This is a genomic window from Pantoea sp. R13S299 (assembly GCF_048515925.1).
Taxonomy (GTDB): Bacteria; Pseudomonadota; Gammaproteobacteria; order Enterobacterales; family Enterobacteriaceae; genus Pantoea.
Genome location: NZ_JBLYEF010000002.1, coordinates 192,328 through 211,631, shown reverse-complemented (window position 1 = coordinate 211,631; position 19,304 = coordinate 192,328). Strand labels below are relative to the sequence as shown.

General features: G+C 53.5%; 17 protein-coding genes and 2 tRNA genes. 2 read left to right on the top strand and 17 right to left on the bottom strand.

Annotated features, from left to right (window positions below; translation table 11 throughout):
• The first annotated feature begins 36 nt into the window (after window positions 1–36).
• Window positions 37–783, top strand: coding sequence for an SDR family NAD(P)-dependent oxidoreductase (locus ACN1CO_RS11990; RefSeq protein WP_419139136.1), 747 nt, complete (start codon window positions 37–39; stop codon window positions 781–783).
• 55 nt (window positions 784–838) lie between these two features.
• On the opposite strand, the gene ACN1CO_RS11985 is transcribed toward ACN1CO_RS11990, so the two are convergent.
• The 17 genes from ACN1CO_RS11985 to rlmE form a co-directional block, all read right to left on the bottom strand.
• Window positions 839–2,788 (bottom strand): DEAD/DEAH family ATP-dependent RNA helicase, encoded by a 1,950-nt coding sequence (locus ACN1CO_RS11985; protein ID WP_419139135.1) that lies wholly within the window; start codon window positions 2,786–2,788, stop codon window positions 839–841.
• A 16-nt stretch (window positions 2,789–2,804) separates the two neighbouring features.
• Entirely contained in the window at window positions 2,805–2,861 is a 57-nt protein-coding gene (gene yrbN / locus ACN1CO_RS11980) for a protein YrbN (RefSeq protein ID WP_098053093.1), read from the bottom strand.
• A 105-nt stretch (window positions 2,862–2,966) separates the two neighbouring features.
• The gene (gene nlpI / locus ACN1CO_RS11975; protein WP_010251765.1) at window positions 2,967–3,851 is read right to left on the bottom strand and encodes a lipoprotein NlpI; all 885 of its coding nucleotides are present in this window, start codon (window positions 3,849–3,851) and stop codon (window positions 2,967–2,969) included.
• A gap of 129 nt (window positions 3,852–3,980) precedes the next feature.
• Entirely contained in the window at window positions 3,981–6,116 is a 2,136-nt protein-coding gene (gene pnp / locus ACN1CO_RS11970) for a polyribonucleotide nucleotidyltransferase (protein WP_419139134.1), read from the bottom strand.
• Window positions 6,117–6,426: 310 nt separating this feature from the next.
• Entirely contained in the window at window positions 6,427–6,696 is a 270-nt protein-coding gene (gene rpsO / locus ACN1CO_RS11965; protein ID WP_003851063.1) for a 30S ribosomal protein S15, read from the bottom strand.
• Between the two features lie 131 nt (window positions 6,697–6,827).
• On the bottom strand, window positions 6,828–7,772 hold the full coding sequence (gene truB, locus ACN1CO_RS11960) for a tRNA pseudouridine(55) synthase TruB (protein ID WP_419139133.1): 945 nt from the start codon (window positions 7,770–7,772) through the stop codon (window positions 6,828–6,830).
• The gene (gene rbfA, locus ACN1CO_RS11955; RefSeq protein ID WP_090963920.1) at window positions 7,772–8,179 is read right to left on the bottom strand and encodes a 30S ribosome-binding factor RbfA; all 408 of its coding nucleotides are present in this window, start codon (window positions 8,177–8,179) and stop codon (window positions 7,772–7,774) included. Before rbfA ends, truB begins: the two co-directional genes overlap by 1 nt.
• A 65-nt stretch (window positions 8,180–8,244) precedes the next feature.
• On the bottom strand, window positions 8,245–10,938 hold the full coding sequence (gene infB / locus ACN1CO_RS11950) for a translation initiation factor IF-2 (protein WP_419139132.1): 2,694 nt from the start codon (window positions 10,936–10,938) through the stop codon (window positions 8,245–8,247).
• A gap of 17 nt (window positions 10,939–10,955) precedes the next feature.
• Window positions 10,956–12,443, bottom strand: coding sequence for a transcription termination factor NusA (gene nusA, locus ACN1CO_RS11945; protein WP_419139131.1), 1,488 nt, complete (start codon window positions 12,441–12,443; stop codon window positions 10,956–10,958).
• A gap of 24 nt (window positions 12,444–12,467) precedes the next feature.
• Window positions 12,468–12,920: a ribosome maturation factor RimP gene (rimP, locus tag ACN1CO_RS11940; protein ID WP_010251795.1), complete on the bottom strand. Its 453-nt coding sequence runs from the start codon at window positions 12,918–12,920 to the stop codon at window positions 12,468–12,470.
• A gap of 212 nt (window positions 12,921–13,132) precedes the next feature.
• Window positions 13,133–13,209: transfer RNA gene (locus ACN1CO_RS11935), tRNA-Met, on the bottom strand.
• Between the two features lie 59 nt (window positions 13,210–13,268).
• Window positions 13,269–13,355, bottom strand: a tRNA-Leu gene (locus tag ACN1CO_RS11930).
• A gap of 37 nt (window positions 13,356–13,392) precedes the next feature.
• A complete protein-coding gene (gene secG, locus ACN1CO_RS11925) occupies window positions 13,393–13,731 on the bottom strand; it encodes a preprotein translocase subunit SecG (RefSeq protein ID WP_283546428.1) in 339 nt (112 codons plus the stop codon).
• Window positions 13,732–13,948: 217 nt separating this feature from the next.
• Window positions 13,949–15,283: a phosphoglucosamine mutase gene (glmM, locus tag ACN1CO_RS11920; RefSeq protein WP_419139130.1), complete on the bottom strand. Its 1,335-nt coding sequence runs from the start codon at window positions 15,281–15,283 to the stop codon at window positions 13,949–13,951.
• A 2-nt stretch (window positions 15,284–15,285) separates the two neighbouring features.
• On the bottom strand, window positions 15,286–16,119 hold the full coding sequence (gene folP, locus ACN1CO_RS11915; protein WP_419139505.1) for a dihydropteroate synthase: 834 nt from the start codon (window positions 16,117–16,119) through the stop codon (window positions 15,286–15,288).
• 85 nt (window positions 16,120–16,204) lie between these two features.
• Entirely contained in the window at window positions 16,205–18,130 is a 1,926-nt protein-coding gene (ftsH, locus tag ACN1CO_RS11910; RefSeq protein WP_033781657.1) for an ATP-dependent zinc metalloprotease FtsH, read from the bottom strand.
• A gap of 113 nt (window positions 18,131–18,243) precedes the next feature.
• Window positions 18,244–18,873, bottom strand: a complete 630-nt coding sequence (rlmE, locus tag ACN1CO_RS11905; RefSeq protein WP_419139129.1) for a 23S rRNA (uridine(2552)-2'-O)-methyltransferase RlmE — start codon at window positions 18,871–18,873, stop codon at window positions 18,244–18,246.
• A 127-nt stretch (window positions 18,874–19,000) separates the two neighbouring features.
• Here rlmE and yhbY point away from each other — a divergent pair, with 127 nt between their 5' ends.
• Window positions 19,001–19,294 (top strand): ribosome assembly RNA-binding protein YhbY, encoded by a 294-nt coding sequence (yhbY, locus tag ACN1CO_RS11900; RefSeq protein WP_008925418.1) that lies wholly within the window; start codon window positions 19,001–19,003, stop codon window positions 19,292–19,294.
• Window positions 19,295–19,304 lie beyond the last annotated feature (10 nt).

Sequence of the window (19,304 nt, the reverse complement as noted above, 5' to 3'; positions counted from 1 at the left end):
TCTTTCGACGCAATCATTACGGCGGAGAATGACATAATGAAAGCACTGCAGAATAAAATCGCACTGGTGACCGGCGCGTCCAAAGGCATTGGCGCGGCGATTGCCATCGCGTTTGCCGCAGCGGGCGCGCGCGTTGTGGTCAATTATCGTCAGGATGAAGTCGGGGCCGCTGACGTAGTCAGCGATATCGTCACCCTGGGCAGTGAAGCCGTGGCAGTACAGGCAGATATCTCTCGCCTGCGGGATGTGGAACGGCTCTTTGCCACCACCGCAGAGTGTTTCGGGGCACCGGACATTGTGGTGAACAATGCGGGCAGCTTTCATCACGGCGAGTTTGAGGCGCTAACGCAGGAGGAGATGCAGCAGCAGATTAACGTTAACCTGCTCGGCACGCTGATGGTCTGCCAGCAGGCGATTCGTCACTTCCCCGCGCATGGCGGCAGCATTATTAACCTTAGTGCCCTGAACAGTAAAAACAGCACACCGGGTTCCGTACTCTGGGCAGCCACCAAAGGTGCGGTGGATACCCTGACTCAGGGACTGGCGCGCGAACTGGGCGCCAGGAATATCCGGGTTAATGCCTTAGCGCCTGGAATGATCCTGACCGAGGGATTGCTGGCTGCGAAGAGGATGAGTCCGCAGCTCAAAGCGCAGCTGCTGGCGGCTACACCGCTGGGGCGTTTTGGTCTGCCGGAGGATGTGGCACAGGTGGCGCTGTTTCTGGCCTCTGAGGAGTCCGCTTATGTCAGCGGCGAGCGCGTTATGATCAGCGGCGGTGCCTGACCGGCATAAAAAAAGGGAAGCCAGCGGCTTCCCTTTTCGTTACGACGTTAAGTCGTTATGCATCACGACGACGTGGAGCGGCGGTAGCGCCCTCTTCACGACGTGGACCACGGCTACCTTCACGGTTGAAAGTACGTCCACCGCCTTCACGACCACCTTCACGGCGTTCAGAAGAGAAGCGACGACCACCTTCACGGTTGGCTGCACCTGGACCGCCAGCACCTGGACCACTGCGACGCTCACCGCCAGCACCAGCCGGACGACGATCACCACGGCCTTCGTTTGGCTGTGCATCACCCAGCAGCTGCATATTCATCGGTTTGTTCAGAATACGCGTACGGGTGAAGTGCTGCAGGATATCACCTGGCATGCCTTTCGGCAGCTCGATGGTTGAGTGCGTACCGAACAGCTTGATGTTACCGATGTAACGGCTGCTGATGTCGCCTTCATTAGCGATAGCGCCAACGATATGACGAACTTCAACACCATCATCGCGGCCTACTTCGATGCGATACAGCTGCATTTCGCCAACGTCACGACGTTCGCGACGTGGACGATCGCCATCACGACTTTCGCTTTTTTCGCGGTTTTCACGCGGAGCACGAGAATCGCTACGCGCTTCACGGCTGTCACGACGGCCATCACGCTCGTCACGATCACGGTATTCGCGACGTGCCGGACGCGGTGCTTCTGGTGGCAGAATCAGAGGACGTTCGCCCTGTGCCATCTTCAGCAGCGCGGCTGCCAGTGATTCCAGATCCATCTCATCTACAGGCTGCATTTTAGCCAGCAGAGCACGGTACTGGTCCAGATCGCTGCTTTCCAGCTGCTGCTGAACTTTCGCAGCAAACTTGGCCAGACGACGCTCACCCAGCAGTTCTGCATTAGGCAGCTCTACTTCAGGAATGGTCAGCTTCATCGTACGTTCGATGTTGCGCAGCAGACGACGCTCGCGGTTCTCAACGAACAGCAGCGCACGGCCAGCACGACCAGCACGACCGGTACGGCCGATACGGTGAACGTATGATTCTGCATCCATCGGGATGTCGTAGTTCACAACCAGGCTGATACGCTCAACGTCCAGGCCACGGGCCGCAACGTCGGTTGCAATCAGGATGTCGAGACGACCATCTTTCAGGCGCTCCAGCGTCTGCTCACGCAGTGCCTGGTTCATGTCACCGTTCAGCGCGGCACTGTTGTAGCCACTACGCTCCAGCGCTTCTGCCACTTCCAGGGTTGCACTTTTAGTACGCACGAAGATGATGGCAGCATCAAAGTCTTCAGATTCCAGGAAGCGAACCAGTGCGTCTGTTTTACGACCGTAAGCGGTCCAGTAGCTCTGGCTGATGTCAGGACGCGTAGTCATGCTTGACTGGATACGCACTTCCTGTGGATCTTTCATAAAGCGTTTGGTGATACGACGAATCGCTTCCGGCATGGTTGCAGAGAACAGCGCAGTCTGATGACCGGCTGGAATCTGTGCCATGATGGTTTCAACGTCTTCGATGAAGCCCATACGCAGCATTTCATCAGCTTCATCCAGCACCAGGCCGCGCAGGTTAGACAGTTCTAACGTGCCGCGTTTCAGGTGGTCAAGCAGACGACCAGGGGTACCGACAACAACCTGTGGTCCCTGACGCAGTGCACGCAGCTGCACGTCATAACGCTGGCCGCCGTAAAGGGCAACCACGTTCAGGCCGCGCATATGCTTAGCGAATTCGGTAATAGCTTCAGCAACCTGTACCGCCAGTTCGCGGGTTGGTGCCAGCACCAGGATCTGTGGTGCTTTAACAGTTGGGTCAATGTTGTTTAACAGCGGCAGAGAGAAAGCCGCAGTTTTACCACTCCCGGTCTGCGCCATGCCTAACACGTCACGGCCCGCCAGCAGGTGAGGAATACACTCAGCCTGGATTGGGGATGGCTTTACGTAGCCCATGCCATTCAGTGATTCAAGGATGTCGGCGTTCAGGCCAAGGTCAGCAAAAGTGGTTTGGATATCAGTCATGTAGTACACGTGCCTCTTAGATTGCGGCGGCCAGTCTACATAACTCGTCGTGAAAACTTTCAGTCATTTTCATCAAAAAGTGTGAACCGGCTCAAATTAGAAGTTTTGACGAACAGAAAAGCCTTCATCCTTTAAGATGATGACTTAACAGGTTTTACAGGCAAATTAAGTTCGTCAGCTATTGCTGGTCAGATTCTGATAAATCGTCTTGTGCCTGGCCGAGTTGCGCCAGTTCCAACAATGCGTATCGGTGTTCAACAAAGTTATTGACGTTGTTGGCCACCGCCAGTTTGAACAACGCTTTCGCGTCGTCCTTCTCCCCCAGACTTAGGTAGTACTTACCTAAATAGAAGTTGGTTTCACTGAGATGTTCAGCGAGCGAGGTGTTATCCGTTGCGTCCGCCTTGAGACTTTCCATCAACGTTTTCTCGTTGATATCTCCAAGGTAGAACTCGACAATATTCCATCCCCATTGGTCTCTGACCGCTTTGTCGTGACGCTGTTGAAGCGCGACTTTTGCCTTGTCGACATCCATCTCACGTTCAACGAGATAGAGCCACAGACTGCGGAAAGGATCGTTAGGATCGTCTTGATAAAACGCCAGCAGATCATCTTGCGCTAACTTGTATCGACCGCCGTAATAGAGGGCGATACCACGGTTTAAATGCGCATAGTTGTAAGTTGGATCAAGCTCAAGTACAGAATCAAACGCTTCATAGGCGGCATCAAAGTTGCCCGCCTGCGTTAAATATATGCCTAAGTAGTTAAACACTTCGGGCATATCTGGTCTTATAGACAGCGCTTGCGAAAAATCGTTCCGCGCTAATGCCCGCAGACCTAAACTATCATACAACACTCCGCGCTCATATAACAGCTGTGCGCGTTCATCATCGGTGAGAGCGCGACTGGCAAGAATTTGTTCCATGCGCGCCAGTATCACTTCCTGCTGCAGTGTGGGCTGTAAAGGCACTGCAAGAACTTCGTTCTTACGCCAATTGGAGTTGCTGCATCCTGCCAGCGTCAAAGCTGTCGCAACAAAACACCAGCGCAGAAAAGGCTTCATTTCCCACTCCCGAATACAAACATTGGGATAACCATCCTGTCATCCGCCTGCTGTGCACAAGGATTCCCGCCCTCGCGATGATACAAACGCCCCTCTCTGCCAGGCAAAGAGGGGCAAATCAGCAACGTCTTACTCAGCTTCAGGCGTAATCACCGCGGCAGCGTCTTCAGTCTGCGGCTTAGATTCTGTCGCTTCTTTGATGCTCAGACGTACGCGGCCCTGACGATCAACTTCCATCACCTTAACCGGCACTTCCTGACCCATCTGCAGATAGTCGGTCACTTTCTCAACGCGCTTATCAGCGATTTGTGAAATGTGAACCAGACCTTCTTTACCACCGCCGATAGCGACGAAGGCACCGAAGTCAACGATACGGGTCACTTTACCACTGTAAACGCGGCCCACTTCGATCTCTGCGGTAATCTCTTCGATACGACGAATCGCTTCTTTCGCTTTCAGACCATCGGTCGCTGCGATTTTCACGGTGCCGTCATCTTCGATTTCAATCGTTGTGCCGGTCTCTTCGGTCAGTGCACGAATCACTGAGCCGCCTTTACCGATCACATCTTTGATCTTGTCAGAGCTGATTTTGATGGTGTAGATGCGTGGAGCGAACTCAGAAATCTCGGTACGCGGGGTGCTGATAGCCTGTTCCATGACGCCCAGAATGTGCAGACGCGCACCCCTGGCCTGGTTCAGTGCTTCCTGCATGATCTCACGCGTGATGCCTTCGATTTTGATGTCCATCTGCAGCGCGGTGATACCTTCACGGCTACCGGCTACTTTGAAGTCCATGTCGCCCAGGTGATCTTCATCGCCCAGGATGTCAGACAGAACAACAAACTTCTCATCTTCTTTGACCAGGCCCATCGCGATACCGGCAACGGCAGCTTTGATTGGCACACCGGCATCCATCAGCGCCAGTGAGGCACCACAGACAGAGGCCATTGAAGAAGAGCCATTAGATTCGGTGATTTCAGAGACAACACGAATGGTGTAAGGGAAATCTTCCGCTTTTGGCATTACCGCTAACACGCCGCGCTTCGCCAGACGACCGTGACCAATCTCACGACGCTTCGGCGAACCGACCATGCCGGTTTCGCCGACAGAGTATGGAGGGAAGTTGTAATGGAACAGGAAGCTGTCGGTACGTTCGCCCATCAGCTCATCCAGGTTCTGCGCATCGCGGGTGGTACCCAGCGTTGCCGTAACCAGTGCCTGCGTCTCACCACGGGTGAACAGTGATGAACCATGGGTACGTGGCAATACGCCAGTACGCACGTCCAGACCGCGGATCATATCTTTTTCACGACCATCGATACGTGGCTCGCCATTCAGGATACGGGTACGAACGACGGTTTTTTCAAGGCTATGCACGATATCGCCGATTTCTGAACCATCCAGCGTTTCATCTTCAGCCAGCAGCGCAGCAATGGTTTCGTCTTTGATGACGCCAACCTGGGTGTAACGCTCCTGCTTGTCAGTGATGCGGTACGCATCGCTGATGCGCGCTTCTGCAAGGGCAGCAACACGTGAAATCAATGCAGTATTGGCGGCTTCTGGCTGCCAGTCCCAGCGTGGTTTGCCAGCTTCAGCAACCAGGGCGTTGATATTTTCGATAACGATCTGCTGCTGGTCGTGACCAAAGACCACGGCGCCCAGCATCTGCTCTTCTGACAGGATCTCAGCTTCAGATTCAACCATCAGAACGGCATTCTGCGTACCGGCAACAACCAGATCCAGACGAGATTGTTTCAGCTCATCGGCGGTTGGGTTCAGAACGTATTGATCGTTGATGTAACCTACGCGTGCAGAGCCAATCGGGCCATTGAACGGCAGACCAGAAAGTGCCAGCGCAGCAGAGGCACCAATCATGGCAACGATATCAGGGTGAACCTGTGGGTTTACAGACACCACGGTTGCAATAACCTGAACTTCGTTAACAAAACCTTCCGGGAACAGCGGACGAATCGGGCGGTCAATCAGACGCGAAATCAGGGTTTCGCCTTCGCTTGGACGGCCTTCACGACGGAAGAAGCTGCCTGGGATACGACCAGCAGCGTAAGTACGCTCCTGATAGTTCACGGTCAGTGGGAAGAAATCCTGACCTGGTTTAGATTTTTTCTGACCTACAACAGTGACGAACACTGCAGTATCGTCCATGCTCACCATCACAGCGGCTGTCGCCTGGCGAGCCATCATGCCGGTTTCCAGCGTGACGGTATGTTGACCATATTGGAATTTGCGTACGATCGGATTCAGCAAAATCAAAGTCCTTAACTTCGGGGCATGGCTATCTGTAGCCCGCCATTGATTACCAATCTTCAGCTGCATCCTCGCGACTAATGACAACCCTCGACCGCCCCTGCGGTAAAGCCTCTCATTAGCCGCGCGAAATTCTGCAAACTAAAGATCACACTAAGCAACAATACATCAGTTTGGACCGGATTGCTGCCGATTGCTCCAAAAAAGGGGCCATAAAGGCCCCCTCTTCACGAAACTCGCACAAATCTGATCGTAAGCTGCACACAGTGCAAAAGCTCGCATAATGCCCCGACGATCAGATTCTTCAGACTTAGCGACGCAGACCGAGACTTTCGATCAGGCTGCTGTAGCGTGCAACGTCTTTACGCTTCAGGTAGTCCAGCAGCTTACGACGCTGAGATACCATACGCAGCAGACCGCGGCGGCTGTGGTGGTCTTTTTTGTGCTCAGAGAAGTGACCCTGCAGATGGGTAATCTGCGCGGTCAACAGGGCAACCTGAACTTCAGTTGAACCGCTGTCGTTAGCACCACGGCCATATTTAGCAACGATCTCTGCTTTAGCTTCTACGCTTAGAGACATAATAAACTCCAGTAATAAATGAATGTATGGGTGCCGATCTCTAATTCAGCATCCCGCTTTAAAGCCGCGCTATTCTACTCTGCGCCCGATAGCAACGCAAATGCCCCATCAGCGAAAAGTGAACGTCTGGCTTAATCCTGATACTCAACCACTAAACGACGTGGCGCAAGACGGCCATCATCAGCGATTTCTGCCATACCGATAAACTTACGCGCTTCGCCTTCCGATACCCGGACCAATCCCTGCGCAGGCGCATTGCTGGCCTGCACTGGCTGACCCTGGCGGAAAAAATCTGCCACGACAGTCGGGATATTCACTTCCGGGAAATCAGAGGCGGGGCTGTCCATCGGCAACAACAGCGGATCGAGCTGTGTTTCCAGTGGAATACCGGCTTCCGTCGCTTGCGTCAGCAGGGCGTTGAGCTGTTCCAGCGTCACCATCCTTTCATACGGATAACGGGCAACCTGCACGCGACGCAGCATGATCACATGCGCTCCGCATCCCAGCTTTTCACCCAGATCATCGATGATGGTGCGGATATAGGTACCTTTGGAGCAGTGAATTTCCAGCTCCAGCTCATTATCCTGCCAGCGAATAAACTGCAGTTCATAGACAGTGATAGGGCGTGGTTCACGCTCAATCACAATGCCCTGACGCGCATATTCATACAGCGGACGACCCTGATGCTTCAGCGCCGAAAACATCGATGGCACCTGCAGCGTTTCGCCGCGGAAGCTTTCGAGGGCGCTGTCCAGATCGGCCTGACTGAAGTTGACCGGACGCGTCTGCACGATGTTGCCATCGGCGTCTGACGTGTCCGTACGCTCACCCAGTCGGGCAATTACGCGGTAGCGCTTATCGGAATCCAGCAGATATTGCGAAAACTTGGTCGCTTCACCCAGGCAGATCGGCAGCATGCCGGTCGCCAGAGGATCAAGCGCGCCGGTGTGTCCTGCGCGATTGGCGTTAAAGATACGCTTCACTTTCTGCAGGACATCATTCGACGAGACGCCTTGTGGCTTATCCAGCAACAACACGCCATGGACGTCGCGACCGCGACGACGCGGACGACTCATTACGCCTCCTCGTCATCGCCAGTGGCATCCGGGCCACGGCGCTCAGCATCGTTCTTCACGACGCTGGTGACGAGATTGGACATACGCATCCCTTCCACTAATGAGTTGTCGTAGAAGAAAGTCAGCTCAGGCACGATGCGCAGACGCATCGCTTTGCCCAGCAGAATGCGGATATAACCTGACGCTTCTTTCAGCGCTTTCAGGCCATGTTTAATCGCTTCTTCATCTTTGTCGTTAAGGAACGTGACGAACACTTTTGCGTAGGCGAGATCGCGTGACACTTCAACGCCGGATACGGTGACCATCATGCCAAGACGTGGATCTTTGATCTCACGCTGCAGGATCATCGCAATCTCTTTTTGCAGCTCTTGTGAAACGCGCTGCGGGCGACCAAATTCTTTCGCCATCATTATTTCTCCCAAATAATTCGGGAGGCCAGAGGCCTCCCAAATTGCAACACATCAGCAGTCTATTACTCGATGGTGCGTTTAATTTCGATGATTTCAAACACTTCGATCATATCGCCAACGCGAACGTCGTTGTAGTTCTTCACGCCGATACCGCACTCCATGCCGTTACGCACTTCGTTGACGTCATCTTTAAAGCGACGCAGAGATTCCAGCTCGCCTTCGTAAATCACCACGTTATCACGCAGGACACGGATTGGATTGTGACGTTTGATGTTACCTTCCGTCACCATACAACCGGCAATCGCGCCAAACTTCGGTGATTTGAACACGTCGCGCACTGCAGCCAGACCAATGATCTGCTGTTTGTACTCTGGTGCCAGCATGCCGCTCATCGCCGCTTTAACTTCGTCAATCAGGTTATAGATGACTGAGTAGTAGCGCAGATCCAGGCTTTCTGAGTCAATGACGCGACGCGCAGAGGCATCGGCACGGACGTTAAAGCCAATCAGGATGGCGTTCGAGGCAGCGGCCAGCGTTGCGTCGGTTTCGGTAATCCCGCCCACACCTGAACCGACAATCTTCACCTTCACTTCGTCGGTGGAGAGTTTCAGCAGGGAGTCAGCAATGGCTTCCACAGAACCCTGAACGTCAGCTTTCATCACGATGTTCAATTCGGACACTTCGCCTTCGGTCATGTTAGCAAACATGTTCTCGAGCTTAGATTTCTGCTGGCGAGCCAGTTTAACTTCGCGGAATTTGCCCTGACGATAGAGCGCAACTTCACGTGCTTTCTTCTCGTCACGTACCACGGTCGCTTCATCACCCGCAGCCGGCACGCCGGACAGGCCCAGTATCTCAACCGGGATAGACGGACCCGCTTCCATGACTTCGCGACCCAGTTCGTCACGCATTGCACGAACACGGCCATATTCGAAACCACAAAGAACGATGTCGCCTTTGTTCAGTGTACCTTCACGTACCAGCACGGTTGCAACCGGACCACGACCTTTGTCGAGGAACGATTCGATAACCACGCCGCTCGCCATACCTTCACGGATAGCAGTCAGTTCCAGTACTTCCGCCTGCAGCAGGATAGCGTTTAACAGGTCATCAATGCCGGTACCCGCTTTCGCAGAGACATTCACGAACATGTTTTCGCCGCCCCACTCTTCCGGAATGATTCCGTACTGAGTCAGTTCGTTTTTAACACGATCCGGATCCGCTTCTGGCTTATCGCACTTGTTCACTGCAACCACAACCGGCACTTTAGCGGCTTTGGCGTGCTGAATAGCTTCGACGGTCTGTGGCATCACGCCATCGTCCGCTGCGACAACCAGGATAACGATGTCGGTCGCCTGCGCACCACGTGCACGCATCGCGGTAAACGCGGCGTGGCCCGGGGTATCCAGGAAGGTGACCATACCAGTGTCGGTTTCGACGTGGTAAGCACCGATGTGCTGGGTAATGCCGCCCGCTTCGCCAGAGGCGATTTTGGTGGAACGGATATAGTCCAGCAGAGACGTTTTACCGTGGTCGACGTGACCCATGATGGTGACAACCGGAGCACGAGACTCCTGAGCCGCATCGGTATCACGATCGTCCATTACCGCTTCTTCCAGCTCGTTCTCACGACGCAGGGTCACTTTGTGGCCCATCTCTTCGGCAACAAGCTGTGCAGTTTCCTGATCGATGACCTGGTTGATAGTCGCCATGGCGCCCATCTTCATCATCGCTTTGATGACCAGAGAACCTTTCACCGCCATTTTGTTAGCCAGTTCGGCTACGGTGATGGTTTCGCCAATCACAACATCGCGGTTAACGGCCTGCGCTGGCTTGTTGAAGCCCTGCTGCAGTGCGCTAGGTTTGCGATGCTTACCGCCTTTACCGCCACGAACCTGCGCACGCGCTTCTTCACGGTCAGTTTTGGCTTCAGAATGTTTGTTGCCTTTTTTCGCCGGACGCGCAGCTTTAGCAGTAGTACGCGCACGCGCACGACCTGCTTCAACCTGACGGTCGTTTTCGTCTTCTGCCTGACGGGCATGGGTCGAAGTGGTGACGTGATAGTCGCCTTTATCCTCTTCTTCCGGTTTTTCCCATTCCGCTGATTTCTCTTCAGCCAGACGGCGGGCTTCTTCGGCTACGAGGCGGGCAGCCTCTTCGAGCTTACGGCGGGCTTCTTCTTCAGCTTTACGCTTCAGTTCGGCAGCTTCAGCTTCGCGACGGGCTTTGTCTGATTGCGCAGCCCTGGTCACTTCGTCGGTAGGTTGATTTGTCACTTTGTCATTTTCCGCTGCTGCACGTTTGGCCTTGTCAGCGGCTTCGCGCCTGGCTTTGTCTTCGGCTTCACGTTGCGCTTTCTGTTCAGCTTCGCGACGGGCTTTTTCTTCAGCCTCGCGTTGCGCCTGCTCTTCCGCTTCACGCTGCGCCTGGGCTTCTGCTTCTGCCTGAGCTTGCTCAGACTCTGCATCACCTTTCACATAGGTACGCTTTTTGCGGACTTCAATTTGCACCGACTTACTTTTACCCCCGGTGCCTGGAATATTCAAGGTGCTGCGTGTTTTACGCTGCAGCGTCAGCTTAGCTGAACCGACCTGACCGTGTTCACGGTTCAAATGAGATAGTAAGGTTTCTTTCTCTTGCTGGGTCACCGCGTCATTTTCAGACTTAGGGATCCCCGCATCAGCAAATTGCTGTACCAGGCGATCGACCGGAGTCTGAATTTCTGCGGCCAGCGATTTTACGGTTACATCTGTCATGCTGTTCCTTCCTGTTATTACGCGTCATCGCCGAACCAGCAGATATTACGTGCGGCCATAATCAGCGCGCCGGCCTGTTCATCAGACATGCCTTCAATATCCGTCAGATCGTCAACACCTTGCTCAGCGAGATCTTCCAGCGTGCAAACGCCTTTCGACGCCAGGCGGAACGCCAGCGCACGATCGAGGCCTTCAAGATTCAGAAGATCCTCAGCGGGCTCCTGATTTCCAAGACTCTCTTCTTTCGCCAGTGCCAGGGTGGTTAACGCATTTTTTGCTCGTTCACGCAGGGCTTCAATGGTCTCTTCGTCGAGACCGTCGACTTCCAGCAGCTCGTTGATTGGCACGTATGCCAGCTCTTCCAGCGAGGAGAAGCCCTCTTCCACCAGTACGGTGGCGAACTCTTCGTCGATGTCGAGATGTTTAGTGAACATATCGATCGCTGCATGGGCTTCAGCCTGATGCTTAGCCTGCAGATCATCGACGGTCATCACGTTCAGCTCCCAGCCACTCAGCTGCGAAGCGAGACGCACGTTTTGGCCGTTACGGCCGATCGCCTGAGCCAGATTGCCAGCTTCTACGGCGATATCCATGGTGTGATTATCTTCATCAACCACAATCGACGCCACATCGGCCGGAGCCATGGCGTTAATAACAAACTGCGCCGGGTTATCGTCCCACAGCACGATATCAATACGCTCGCCGCCCAGTTCACTGGAAACTGCCTGAACACGCGCGCCACGCATGCCCACACAGGCACCGACGGGATCGATACGTTTGTCGTTGGTTTTGACTGCAATTTTAGCGCGCGAACCCGGATCACGGGCAGCGGCTTTAATTTCAATCAGTTCTTCGCCAATTTCTGGCACCTCAATGCGGAACAGTTCAATCAGCATTTCCGGTTTGGAACGCGTCACGAACAGCTGCGCGCCACGCGCTTCCGGACGTACAGAGTAGAGTACGCCACGAATACGGTCGCCTGGACGGAAGTTTTCACGCGGCAGCATATCTTCGCGCATGATGACCGCTTCGGCGTTGCTGCCTAAGTCGAGGGAAATATTGTCGCGGTTAACTTTCTTCACCACGCCAGTAATAATTTCGCCTTCATGCTGACGGAACTGATCAACCACCATCGCGCGCTCAGCTTCGCGCACTTTTTGCACGATAACCTGCTTAGCGGTCTGGGTGGTGATACGGTCAAAAGTGACCGATTCAATCTGATCTTCGACATACTCGCCCAGATTGAATGCTTCATCTTCGAAGCGGGCCGCATCCAGCGTGATCTCGCGCGTCGGCTGTGTCACCACATCTACGATTTCCCAGCGGCGGAAAGTATCGAAATCGCCACTACGGCGATCAATGCTGACGCGTACCTCGATTTCCTGCTCGTACTTTTTCTTGGTCGCAGTCGCCAGCGCGCTCTCCAGCGCTTCGAAGATTTTCTCACGCGGCAGGGCTTTTTCGTTAGAAACGGCTTCTACAACAGCTAAGATCTCTTTGTTCATCCTGGTTAGCCTCAATCCGGACTTTTAAAAGTGGGGGACCAGGTTCGCTTTCTGAATATTACTCAGCGCGAACACTTCATCGCTACCCTCAACGTGCACCGTGATCATCTCGCCATCAACTGACTTGATGGTTCCCTGCCATTTACGGCGGTTCTGAACGGCCATACGCAACACCAGACTCACTTCTTCACCCATGAAACGGGTGTAGTGTTCTGCGGTGAACAGAGGACGATCGAGTCCCGGTGAAGAGACTTCAAGGTTGTAAGGTACCGTAATAGGATCTTCTACATCCATTACCGCACTTACCTGGTGGCTGACATCGGCGCAATCATCGACATTGATGCCATCTTCACTATCAATATAGATGCGCAGGATAGATGTGCGACTACGAACGAATTCGATTCCAACCAGTTCGTAACCCAGCGCTTCTACGGGAGCCGATACCAACTCTGTCAATTTTTGCTCTAATGTGGACAAGCCCACCCCCAAGACATAAAAAAAGGGCCTATAGCCCAGTATTACGATTCGCTAATAACAAAAAACCCCGAATATTCGGGGCTTTTAGTCACTGGACCCGGTATGCCGCAATGCGGCCCGGACTCCATCCAAAGAATTTTCTTTCAAAAAATAGCCGTGAATGCGTCCGTCGATGCATACAGTATATTTGAAAAAGAACTCAAAGGGAAAATTGGTTGCGGGGGCCGGATTTGAACCGACGACCTTCGGGTTATGAGCCCGACGAGCTACCAGGCTGCTCCACCCCGCGTCCGAAAACGTGGCGAATAATACGCCAGACCTGCATAAAATGCAAGTGATACTGCTATTTGGTACCGAGGACGGGACTTGAACCCGTAAGCCCAATCGGGCACTACCACCTCAAGGTAGCGTGTCTACCAATTCCACCACCACGGCACTGCACTGACCACAACGATTCGTTGTGCTGACGACTTTACTTAGGAATATCGCTGCCCGGAGTTACCGGTTGAGCTGGCTTTTCAGTCTGTTGAGAAGACTGCGCCGGCGCAGAAAGATTTTCCCACTCGCTTCCTTTCGAAGCTTTATTGCTGTTCAGATTACCGAGAACCAGGCTGATGATGAAGAACAGTGCCGCTAAGATGCCAGTCGTACGTGTCAGGAAGTTACCTGAACCCGAAGAACCAAACACCGTACCGGATGCGCCTGCACCGAATGAGGCTCCCATATCAGCGCCTTTGCCTTGCTGCAGCATGATCAGACCCACAAGGGCGATAGCTACAATAAGGAAAACAACTAAAAGAGCTTCGTACATATTCAACCTGTTCCTTGCACGATAATCGTACAGTTAAAGCTTCAACCAGTATTGATGGGGAGTCTCGTCATCACCCATCAGAAGCGGGTGTGAATACTAACCAAAGGCGCATATATCTGCAAGTGCAATTTTTACCAGCCAGACTGATTGCAGAAAAAAGCGCCATCCCGGTGATTTTACAGGCAGTTCTGCATCCTGAGAACCGCCTGTTATAAGTTTAAACGGCCTTGACCTGATCGGCGATTCGATTCGCCAGTTCCTTTACCTGCGCCTCATTTTCGCCTTCCACCATCACGCGAATGAGTGGCTCGGTGCCCGACTTACGGAGCAGAACGCGTCCGCGACCCGCCAGGGCTTTTTCCACGTCGGCGGTGACGGTTTTTACTGCGTCGCTTTGCAGTGGATCATGCTCACCCGCGAAGCGTACGTTGACCAGAACCTGAGGCAGCATTTTCATGCCGCTGCAGAGATCATGCAGGCTCATGTGATTGCGCACCATTGCAGTGAGTACTTGCAAACTTGCAACGATACCGTCACCAGTAGTGGTTTTATCCAGCAGGATCACATGACCAGAGTTCTCGGCACCGAGACGCCAGCCCTTCTCCTGCATCTTTTCCAGCACATAGCGGTCACCCACTTTGGCACGGGTAAACGGAATACCAAGCTGTTTCAGGGCTAATTCCAGTCCCATATTACTCATCAGCGTACCCACTACGCCGCCGCGAAGCTGTCCCTGACGCAGGGCTTCACGCGCAATGATGTAGAGGATCTGGTCGCCATCAACTTTGTCACCCAGATGGTCAATCATCATGATGCGGTCGCCGTCGCCGTCGTAGGCCAGACCAATATCGGCCTTCTCCGCGAGCACACGCTGCTGCAGCAGTTTGAGATCGGTGGCACCGCACTCTTTGTTAATGTTCATTCCGTCTGGCTGGACACCAATAGCAATAACGGTAGCACCCAGTTCACGCAGAACATTCGGCGCAATGTGATAGGTAGCGCCGTTAGCGCAGTCGACCACAATTTTCAGGCCATTAAGATTCAGTTCGCTGGGGAAGGTCCCTTTGCAAAACTCAATGTAACGCCCTGCAGCATCGACGATGCGGCTGGCACGGCCTAACTGCGCGGACTCAACGCAGGTAATCGGTTTTTCCATCTCCAGCTCAATCGCTTCTTCGACATCATCAGGCAGCTTGGTGCCCTCGGAAGAGAAGAATTTAATTCCGTTATCGTCAAACGGATTGTGCGATGCGGAAATCACAATGCCCGCCTCTGCGCGGAAGGTACGGGTCAGATAGGCGATGGCGGGCGTCGGCATCGGGCCGGTAAACGCTGCTGTCAGGCCCGCCGCAGCGAGGCCTGCTTCCAGTGCGGACTCCAGCATATAGCCAGAGATACGCGTATCTTTACCGATGATAATCTTCTTTGAACCGTGGCGCGCCAGCACTTTACCTGCAGCCCAGCCCAGCTTCAGGACGAAATCGGGGGTGATAGGTGTTTCACCGACTTTGCCGCGAATGCCATCTGTACCGAAATATTTACGATTACTCATGTTTATCCTTTTGCTCTTCGGGTCGCTTCGACCACGCGCATCGCTTCGGCCGTCTCTTTAACGTCATGCGCGCGAATAATTTGCGCGCCCTGCATGGCAGCAATCACCGCGCAGCTCAGGCTGCCGGTTAAACGCTGTGACGGGCCGACATTTAGCAGCTGGCCAATCATCGATTTACGCGACATCCCTACCAACAACGGCAGACCGAAGTGATGAAAATCGCCCAGATGAGCCAGCAGTTCATAATTGTGGTTGAGATTTTTACCGAAACCGAAGCCCGGGTCGAGTATCAGCCGCTCTTTTTTAATTCCCGCCGCTTCACAACGCGCAATCTGTTGAGCGAAGTAAGTGTCCACTTCGCTTAAGATGTTTTCGTATACCGGTGCCTGCTGCATGGTGCGCGGTTCGCCCTGCATATGCATTAAACAGACGGGAAGTCCGGTCGCGGCGGCAGCTTCCAGTGCGCCCGGTTCAGACAGGGAGCGCACGTCATTAATGATGTGAGCACCCACTCGCGCCGCTTCGCGGATGACTTCGGCTTTAGAGGTATCCACGGAAATCCAGACTTCGAAACGCTGGGCGATGGCATCGATCACCGGAATGACCCGCTCCAGCTCCTCCTCCACACTCACTTCATCCGCGCAAGGACGGGTTGATTCGCCGCCCACATCGATGATAGTTGCGCCTGCGTTGACCATCTCATTGGTATGCGTCAGCGCATCGACCAGCGCGTTATGCTTACCACCATCTGAAAAAGAGTCCGGCGTGACATTCAGTATGCCCATCACATGGGGAAAAGATAAATCGAGATGGGAATCACGGGCGAACAACTTCATGTTCATGGCGGAAACTCCTTACTGATCAATATCTGGATGTAAAAAACCCCGGACCAGCCGGGGTTTTGTCTGACGATGTTAAGTCTTATTTGTTGTACTGCTCTGACATGGTATTGCCTGGGTTCGGCGTACGCGGTTCATCAACCGGACGTGGCGCCTTTGGCGTACCGTTGCTGTCTGAGTTGCTGCCTGGATCTTCCCAGCCGGCTGGCGGACGCACTTCGCGGCGTGCCATCAGGTCGTCGATCTGCGGTGCATCAATGGTTTCATACTTCATCAGCGCGTCTTTCATCGCATGAAGGATGTCCATGTTCTCACCCAGAATGCGACGTGCACGCTGGTAGTTGCTGTCGATCAGGTGCTTAACTTCCTGGTCGATGATGCGGGCAGTTTCATCGGACATATGTTTCGCTTTCGCGACAGAACGTCCGAGGAACACTTCACCCTCTTCTTCTGCATACAGCAATGGACCCAGTTTTTCAGAGAAGCCCCACTGCGTCACCATGTTACGAGCCAGATTGGTCGCGACTTTAATGTCGTTAGACGCACCGGTAGAAACACGTTCCACACCGTAGATGATCTCTTCTGCCAGACGACCGCCGTAAAGCGTTGAGATCTGGCTTTCCAGTTTCTGACGGCTGGCGCTGATCGCGTCGCCTTCAGGCAGGAAGAAGGTTACACCCAGCGCACGGCCGCGCGGGATAATCGTCACTTTATGAACCGGGTCATGCTCTGGCACCAGGCGGCCAATAATGGCGTGGCCCGCTTCATGGTAGGCAGTTGACTCTTTCTGCGATTCCGTCATCACCATGGAGCGACGTTCCGCACCCATCATGATTTTGTCTTTCGCTTTCTCGAACTCAACCATCGACACCACACGCTTGTTCGAACGGGCGGCGAACAGCGCGGCTTCGTTCACAAGGTTGGCCAGATCGGCACCGGAGAAGCCTGGGGTACCACGTGCAATGATCGCTGCATCAATATCAGTAGCCAGTGGCACACGACGCATATGTACTTTCAGGATCTGCTCACGACCGCGTACATCTGGCAGGCCTACAACAACCTGACGGTCAAAGCGGCCTGGACGCAGCAGCGCAGGGTCCAGTACGTCAGGACGGTTAGTTGCGGCGATAACGATAATACCTTCGTTACCTTCGAAACCATCCATCTCAACCAGCATCTGGTTCAGCGTCTGCTCACGTTCATCATGACCACCGCCTAAACCGGCGCCACGCTGACGACCGACGGCATCAATCTCATCGATGAAGATGATGCACGGTGCCGCTTTCTTGGCCTGTTCGAACATGTCACGCACACGGGATGCACCGACACCAACAAACATTTCCACGAAGTCAGAACCGGAGATGGTAAAGAAAGGCACCTTCGCTTCACCGGCAATCGCTTTAGCCAGCAGGGTTTTACCGGTACCCGGTGGCCCCACCATCAGAACGCCTTTTGGAATTTTACCGCCCAGCTTCTGGAAACGGCTCGGCTCACGCAGATATTCCACCAGCTCAGCCACTTCATCTTTCGCTTCGTCACAACCGGCTACATCGGCGAAAGTGGTTTTAATCTGGTCTTCCGTCAACATGCGGGCTTTGCTTTTGCCGAAGGACATCGCGCCCTTACCGCCGCCGCCCTGCATCTGACGCATAAAGAAGATCCACACACCGATCAGCAGCAGCATCGGGAACCACGAAATGAAGATTGAAGCCAGCAGGCTTGGTTCTTCCGGCGGTTCGCCAACCACTTTGACGTTTTTGGTCAAGAGGTTATCGAGCAACTTAGGATCATTGACAGGAATGTAGGTGGTATATTTATTGCTGTCTTTTTTGACAACGTTAATTTCACGCCCGTTAATACGTGCCTCGCGGACCTGATCCTGGTTCACTTCCGACAGGAAGGTTGAATAATCAACCCGACGGCCATTCGACTCGCTGGGCCCAAAGCTCTGGAATACTGACATCAGCACGACCGCGATGACTAACCAGAGAATCAGGTTTTTCGCCATGTCACTCAAGGGATTAACCTCATATTACATCGGTGTTAACAGATAGCGTAGGGTACTATAGTTCCTGCATACATGGAATCGCAGCAAAGCTGCGGACTTCTCCAGCAATTTGGTTATAGTTTGAGCCCAGTCGCCACAATGTACACTTCACGTGAACGAGAACGTGAAGCATCCGGCTTACGAATTTTTACTTTCGTAAACAGGGAGCGAATTTCCCGCAGGTATTCATCGAAGCCATCTCCCTGAAACACTTTCACTACAAAACTACCGCCGGGTGCCAGGATATCCCGACACATCTCCAGCGCCAGCTCCACTAAATACATCGACCGGGGAATATCTACGGCAGGTGTACCACTCATATTCGGCGCCATATCGGACATGACAACCTGAACTTTCTGATCGCCAACGCGCTCTAGCAGCGCATTGACCACCGATTCTTCACGAAAATCGCCCTGAAGGAAATCGACACCGACTATCGGATCCATTGGCAGGATATCACAGGCAATGACGCGCCCTTTGTTCCCGATTTGCTGTACCACATATTGCGACCAGCCACCGGGTGCAGCACCCAGATCTACCACGGTCATACCGGGTTTGAACAGCTTGTCACCCTGTTGTATTTCATCAAGTTTAAACCAGGCGCGCGAGCGCAACCCTTTTTTATGCGCCTGGAGCACATATTTATCGCTAAAGTGTTCCTGAAGCCAGCGGCCGGAGCTGGCTGAACGCTTTTTACCCGTCATATTATTTCCAACTAAATCGTCATCGTAGCGATAAACCTGCACGCAATGGGTTGCGTCGATTTGGTGATATACCCGAGATGGCGGTAGAATGAACCGTTTTCAATCCCTGAGTAAGTAAAAAACTACGATGAATCTAAGTACCAAACAAAAACAGCACCTCAAGGGCCTCGCCCATCCACTCAAGCCAGTGGTTATGCTAGGTGGCAACGGCCTGACTGAAGGCGTGCTGGCCGAAATCGAGCAGGCTCTGGCGCATCACGAACTGATCAAGGTCAAAATCGCCTCGGAAGATCGTGAAACGAAACAGCTGATCGTTGAGGCTATCGTGCGTGAGACCGGTGCCAGCAACGTACAGGTGATCGGCAAAACGCTGGTGCTGTATCGCCCCTCTAAAGAGAGCAAAATTTCTCTGCCACGTTAAGTGGGCAAAG

What these genes read in the sequence shown, in the direction of transcription:
- ACN1CO_RS11990 (WP_419139136.1), top strand. Translation starts at nt 37, where the DNA reads ATGAAAGCACTGCAGAATAAAATCGCACTGGTGACCGGCGCGTCCAAA.
- ACN1CO_RS11985 (WP_419139135.1), bottom strand. Translation starts at nt 2,788, where the DNA reads ATGACTGATATCCAAACCACTTTTGCTGACCTTGGCCTGAACGCCGAC.
- nlpI (WP_010251765.1), bottom strand. Translation starts at nt 3,851, where the DNA reads ATGAAGCCTTTTCTGCGCTGGTGTTTTGTTGCGACAGCTTTGACGCTG.
- rpsO (WP_003851063.1), bottom strand. Translation starts at nt 6,696, where the DNA reads ATGTCTCTAAGCGTAGAAGCTAAAGCAGAGATCGTTGCTAAATATGGC.
- truB (WP_419139133.1), bottom strand. Translation starts at nt 7,772, where the DNA reads ATGAGTCGTCCGCGTCGTCGCGGTCGCGACGTCCATGGCGTGTTGTTG.
- rbfA (WP_090963920.1), bottom strand. Translation starts at nt 8,179, where the DNA reads ATGGCGAAAGAATTTGGTCGCCCGCAGCGCGTTTCACAAGAGCTGCAA.
- infB (WP_419139132.1), bottom strand. Translation starts at nt 10,938, where the DNA reads ATGACAGATGTAACCGTAAAATCGCTGGCCGCAGAAATTCAGACTCCG.
- nusA (WP_419139131.1), bottom strand. Translation starts at nt 12,443, where the DNA reads ATGAACAAAGAGATCTTAGCTGTTGTAGAAGCCGTTTCTAACGAAAAA.
- secG (WP_283546428.1), bottom strand. Translation starts at nt 13,731, where the DNA reads ATGTACGAAGCTCTTTTAGTTGTTTTCCTTATTGTAGCTATCGCCCTT.
- glmM (WP_419139130.1), bottom strand. Translation starts at nt 15,283, where the DNA reads ATGAGTAATCGTAAATATTTCGGTACAGATGGCATTCGCGGCAAAGTC.
- folP (WP_419139505.1), bottom strand. Translation starts at nt 16,119, where the DNA reads ATGAAGTTGTTCGCCCGTGATTCCCATCTCGATTTATCTTTTCCCCAT.
- ftsH (WP_033781657.1), bottom strand. Translation starts at nt 18,130, where the DNA reads ATGGCGAAAAACCTGATTCTCTGGTTAGTCATCGCGGTCGTGCTGATG.
- rlmE (WP_419139129.1), bottom strand. Translation starts at nt 18,873, where the DNA reads ATGACGGGTAAAAAGCGTTCAGCCAGCTCCGGCCGCTGGCTTCAGGAA.
- yhbY (WP_008925418.1), top strand. Translation starts at nt 19,001, where the DNA reads ATGAATCTAAGTACCAAACAAAAACAGCACCTCAAGGGCCTCGCCCAT.